Source organism: Arenimonas sp., assembly GCF_019459675.1.
Lineage (GTDB): Bacteria > Pseudomonadota > Gammaproteobacteria > Xanthomonadales > Xanthomonadaceae > Arenimonas.
Genome location: NZ_JAIBFH010000403.1, coordinates 1 through 4,468, shown reverse-complemented (window position 1 = coordinate 4,468; position 4,468 = coordinate 1). Strand labels below are relative to the sequence as shown.

Sequence of the window (4,468 nt, the reverse complement as noted above, 5' to 3'; positions counted from 1 at the left end):
GGGCGCGCCCGCCAGCGCCCGCGCCAGCATGACGCGCTGGCGCTGGCCGCCGGAGAGTTGGTGCGGATGGCGCGCCAGCAGGGCCGCCGGTTCGGGCAGCTGCAGGCGCTCGAACAGGGCGATCGCCTCGCGCCGGGCCGACCGGGCGTCCAGCCGGCGCAGCACGCGCAGGCTTTCGCAAAGCTGCGCGCCCACCGTGCGCAGCGGGTGCAGGCTGGCCTGGGGGTCCTGCGGCATCCAGGCAATCGTGCGGCCGCGCAGGGCGTGGTGCTGCCGGGATTCCAGAGTGATGGCGCGCCCGTCCAGGTGCAGCGTGCCCGTGGCCTCCAGGCCCGGCGGCAGCAGCCCCAGCAGCGACAGCACGCTCAGGCTTTTGCCGCTGCCGCTTTCGCCCACCAGGCCCAGGCATTCGCCGGCGCGCAGGTCCAGGTTGATCGGGCCCAGCAGGACCCGTCCGCCGGCGCGCACCTCAAGCCCCTCGAGCGCGAGCCGCGCCGTCATGCGGCCGGCCCGCGCACGTCCAGCCAGTCGCGCAGTCCGTCGCCGAGGAACTGGAACGCCGCCAGCGTCGCCACCAGGAAGCCGGCCGGGAACAGCAGCGACCACGGCGCGATGTCGAGCTCCTGGCTGCCTTCATGCAGCAGCGTGCCCCAGCTGGCCGACGGTTCGTCCAGGCCCAGGCCCAGGAAGCCGAGGAAGCTTTCCACCAGGATGGCCTGCGGCAGGATCAGCCCCAGGTACACCAGCGCCAGCGGCAGCAGGTTGGGCAGCAGGTGCCAGCGCAGCACCTGGTCGAAGCGGGCGCCGGCCGCACGCGCCGCCAGCACGAAGGGCGCATCGCGCAGCCGCGCCGCCTCCGAACGCACCACGCGCGCCAGGTCGATCCACACGTAGCCGCCGATCGCCGCCAGCAGCAGCCACAGTGAACGCCCGAACAGGCTCAGCAGCAGGATGACGATCAGCAGGAAGGGCAGGGCCGACAGCACGTCCAGCAGCCGCACCATGGCGCGCTCCACGCGCCCGCCGGCATAGCCGGCGATGGCGCCGTAGGCCAGTCCGATCACCAGCGCCACGACGGTGGCCAGTGCGCCCACGGTCAGCGAAAGCCTGCCACCGGCCAGCGTGCGAGCCAGGATGTCGCGGCCGATGGCATCGGTGCCGAACCAGTGCCCGCCGGCCAGCGTCGGCGCGGCCGACAGCGCGTCCCAGTCGGGCCGGTGCGGGTCGTGGCCGGGCAGCAGCAGGGCCAGCCAGCACGCGCCCGCCAGCGCGGCAATCACGACCAGGCACAGCTTGGCGGATCGGGGAAGTCTTGGCCGGGAGTCCATGCCGGCATCTTAGCTGCGCGGCGGCGGGCGTATCATTCGCCCAGGCAGACCCGCGAGTAGACCGGCATGGCTTTTCCCTACACCCGTCCCCGCCGCATGCGCCGCGACGATTTTTCACGCCGGCTGATGCGTGAAAACCGGCTCAGCGCCGACGACCTGATCCTTCCCGTGTTCATCCACGAGCTGCAGGGCCGCGCCGCGGTGTCGTCCATGCCGGGCGTCGAACGCCTGTCCATTGACGAGCTGCTGCGCACGGCCGAGCAGGCGGTGGCGCTGAGAATTCCCGCCATCGTGCTGTTCCCGGTCACCGCGCCCGAGGCCAAGTCGCTCGACGCGGCCGCGGCCTGGGACGAGAACGGCCTGGCCCAGCGCGCCATCCGCGCGCTCAAGCAGCGCTTCCCCGAGCTGGGCGTGATCACCGACGTGGCGCTGGACCCGTACACCACCCACGGCCAGGACGGCCTGGTGGACGACAGCGGCTACGTGGTGAACGATGAAACCGTGGACGCGCTGGTGCTGCAGGCCCTGTCGCATGCCGACGCCGGCGCCGACGTGGTGGCGCCCAGCGACATGATGGACGGCCGCATCGGCGCCATCCGCGAAGCGCTGGAAGAAACCGGGCATACCCACACCCGCATCCTGGCCTACAGCGCCAAGTACGCCTCGGCCTTCTACGGCCCGTTCCGCGATGCCGTCGGCAGTTCTGGCGCGCTGGGCAAGGGCAACAAGTACACCTACCAGATGGATCCGGCCAATTCCGACGAGGCCCTGCGCGAAGTCGGCCTGGACCTGGACGAGGGCGCCGACATGGTGATGATCAAGCCGGGCCTGCCCTACCTGGACATCGTGCGCCGGGTGAAGGACCACTACGGTGCGCCCACCTTCGTCTACCAGGTCAGCGGCGAGTACGCGATGCTCAAGGCCGCCGCGCTCAACGGCTGGCTGGACGAGCGCGCCTGCGCGCTCGAAGCGCTCACGTCCATCAAGCGCGCCGGCGCCGACGGCGTGCTCACCTACTTCGCGCTCGACGCCGCGCGCTGGCTGAAGGAAGACTGAGATGACCGCGCAGTTCGCCGTGTTCGGGCACCCGGTGGCGCACTCGCTGTCGCCGCGCATCCACGCGGCATTCGCCCGCCAAGAGGGCGTGGACCTGTCCTACGTGGCCATTGATGCCGCGCCCGAGGACTTCGCCGCGGCCATCCACAGCTTTGGCGCGGTCGGGGGCGCAGGTGCCAACATCACCCTGCCGCACAAGGAGCGCGTGGTGGCGCTGTGCAGCCAGCTCAGCGACCGCGCCCGACGGGCTGGGGCGGTGAATACCCTCCTGCGCGCCGGCGCCGCCTGGCACGGCGACAACACCGATGGCCTGGGCCTGGTGCACGACCTGACCGAACGCCATCGCCTGGACCTGCGCGGCCGGCGCGTGCTGCTGCTGGGGGCCGGCGGCGCCGCCCGGGGCGTAGCGCCGGCGCTGCTGGACGCCGGGGTCGACTCCCTCTGGGTCGTCAACCGCAGCCCGGACAAAGCCGATGCGCTGTCCGACGCCCTGGGCGAGCCGGGCCGCGTGCACACGCGCTACCTGGCCGACCTGCCGTCGCTGGGGGGGTTCGAGCTGATCGTGAACGCCACGTCGGCCGGGCGCGGCGACGGCCTGTCGCTGCCGTTCTCCCTGGCCGCGCCCCGCAGCCTGGCCGTGGACCTGAGCTACGGGGAGGCCGCCATCTCCTTCCTGGCCTGGGCCGGTGCCGCCGGTTGCTCCCACCGCATTGACGGCCTGGGCATGCTGGTGGAACAGGCCGCCGAGAGCTTCGCGCTCTGGCACGGCAGGCGTCCCGACACCGACGCGGTGTACGCCGAGCTGACGGCCCGGGCCGACGCCCTGCACACCGCGGACTGAACGGCCGGCCGGCCCGCCCTGCCCGGGTGTCCGGTTTAGCCCCCGGAACGCGTGTCTAAAGCGTACTGAGACCTTGGCCAGCAAGGGGCCAAGATCCGGCTGTCTGGCGGCAGGGCCGCCAGTAATCCGACACTCGTAAACCAAACCCCTGGGGGAATACCGTTGAACAGAACCTCACTCTTTGTCGCGATGCTCTGTGCATCGGCAACCTCCCTGGTTTCCGCCCAGGCCATCGACGATGTCGGCGGCTACGCCAAGCCCGGTGACACCGCCAAGCGCCCCGTTGCCGATTCGCTGCAGCGCAGCGGCAGCTTCACGATGGACATCCTCAGCGGCGTCGGTTTCTTCGATGGCAGCGAAGGAACCACCGTCGGCCGGCTGTTCCGCGCCGGTACCCCGGGGCAGCCTTGCGGCACTTTCAATCTGGGCACCAACTACCAGTTCCGGACGTTCCCGTTCGTGACCGACAGCAGCGGCTCGATGACGGCGACGGTCGCCAATGGCTCCTGCGCGACCGGCATCTTCGTGTCCTTCCACACCACCGCGTTCAATCCGGCCAGCGTCTGCGACAACCACGTCTGGGACTTCGGAAGCTCGGTGGACTTCACCGACACCTTCGCCGTGCCGCCCAACACCCCGATGGTGATGGCCATCACGGGCACCCTCACTCCCGCGCCGGGCCTGGTCTGCGGTCCGATCAACTTTGATCTCGACGGCGTCGGCAGCCTCGGCGTGACGCTTACCATTCCGGGCAGCAACAGCCCGGTGCCGGTTGCCGAAGAGCTGATCCTTCCGCCCGAGCGCCTGCTGGCCAACCCCAGCAACCGCCTCACCATCAACACCGAAATTGGTTACGCCTTCTCCCCGGGTGAAGTGCGCTACGCCCGCCTCAGCTGCCCGGGCGCCGAGTTCACCACCGCCTCGGTGGTCGACTTCACGGGCGATCCGTCCAACACCATCGGCTCGGTCAACGGCCTGGGTTCGGATGCGATCTTCTTCTCGATCACGGCTGGCGCCACTCCGGTGGTCGCCACCGACGGCTTCAGCGTCAACGGCACCCGCACCGTGGGCAGCCAGGCCGACGTGGACTGCACCTACGGCCTCTACGACTTCCCGTCGCAGGCCCAGGCTGGCGGCCCCACCGGCCGCGGGGCGGCCCCCGCCCGCCCCCACCACGGCGTGAACCCCCCCCGACCGCCGGGGGGGGGTTAGGCCGGGGGGGGGGGGGGGGGGGGGGGGAGAG

At 71.2% G+C, this 4,468-nt stretch carries 5 protein-coding genes; 3 read left to right on the top strand and 2 right to left on the bottom strand.

All coding sequences use genetic code 11. The features are described 5' to 3' along the window. Together K0M70_RS13315 and K0M70_RS13310 are read right to left on the bottom strand one after the other, a co-directional pair. Positions 1 to 501: ATP-binding cassette domain-containing protein (locus K0M70_RS13315; RefSeq protein WP_290782727.1), on the bottom strand; the 501-nt coding region annotated here is incomplete at its 3' end. Next, positions 498 to 1,328, bottom strand: a complete 831-nt coding sequence (locus tag K0M70_RS13310) for an ABC transporter permease subunit (RefSeq protein ID WP_290782725.1) — start codon at positions 1,326 to 1,328, stop codon at positions 498 to 500. The genes K0M70_RS13315 and K0M70_RS13310, both read right to left, overlap by 4 nt. 66 nt (positions 1,329 to 1,394) lie before the next feature. On the opposite strand from K0M70_RS13310, the gene hemB reads away from it, so the two are divergent. The 3 genes from hemB to K0M70_RS13295 all read left to right on the top strand — a co-directional run bounded on the left by hemB (position 1,395) and on the right by K0M70_RS13295 (position 4,437). Next, entirely contained in the window at positions 1,395 to 2,384 is a 990-nt protein-coding gene (hemB, locus tag K0M70_RS13305) for a porphobilinogen synthase (RefSeq protein ID WP_290782723.1), read from the top strand. 1 nt (position 2,385) lies between these two features. Beyond that, positions 2,386 to 3,225: a shikimate dehydrogenase gene (aroE, locus tag K0M70_RS13300; protein ID WP_290782721.1), complete on the top strand. Its 840-nt coding sequence runs from the start codon at positions 2,386 to 2,388 to the stop codon at positions 3,223 to 3,225. Positions 3,226 to 3,387: 162 nt separating this feature from the next. Further along, positions 3,388 to 4,437: a hypothetical protein gene (locus K0M70_RS13295; protein WP_290782719.1), complete on the top strand. Its 1,050-nt coding sequence runs from the start codon at positions 3,388 to 3,390 to the stop codon at positions 4,435 to 4,437. Positions 4,438 to 4,468: the final 31 nt, after the last annotated feature.

Excerpts from the sequence above, each read along its gene's own strand:
- K0M70_RS13310 (WP_290782725.1), bottom strand. The coding sequence starts at position 1,328 with ATGGACTCCCGGCCAAGACTTCCCCGATCCGCCAAGCTGTGCCTGGTC.
- hemB (WP_290782723.1), top strand. The coding sequence starts at position 1,395 with ATGGCTTTTCCCTACACCCGTCCCCGCCGCATGCGCCGCGACGATTTT.
- aroE (WP_290782721.1), top strand. The coding sequence starts at position 2,386 with ATGACCGCGCAGTTCGCCGTGTTCGGGCACCCGGTGGCGCACTCGCTG.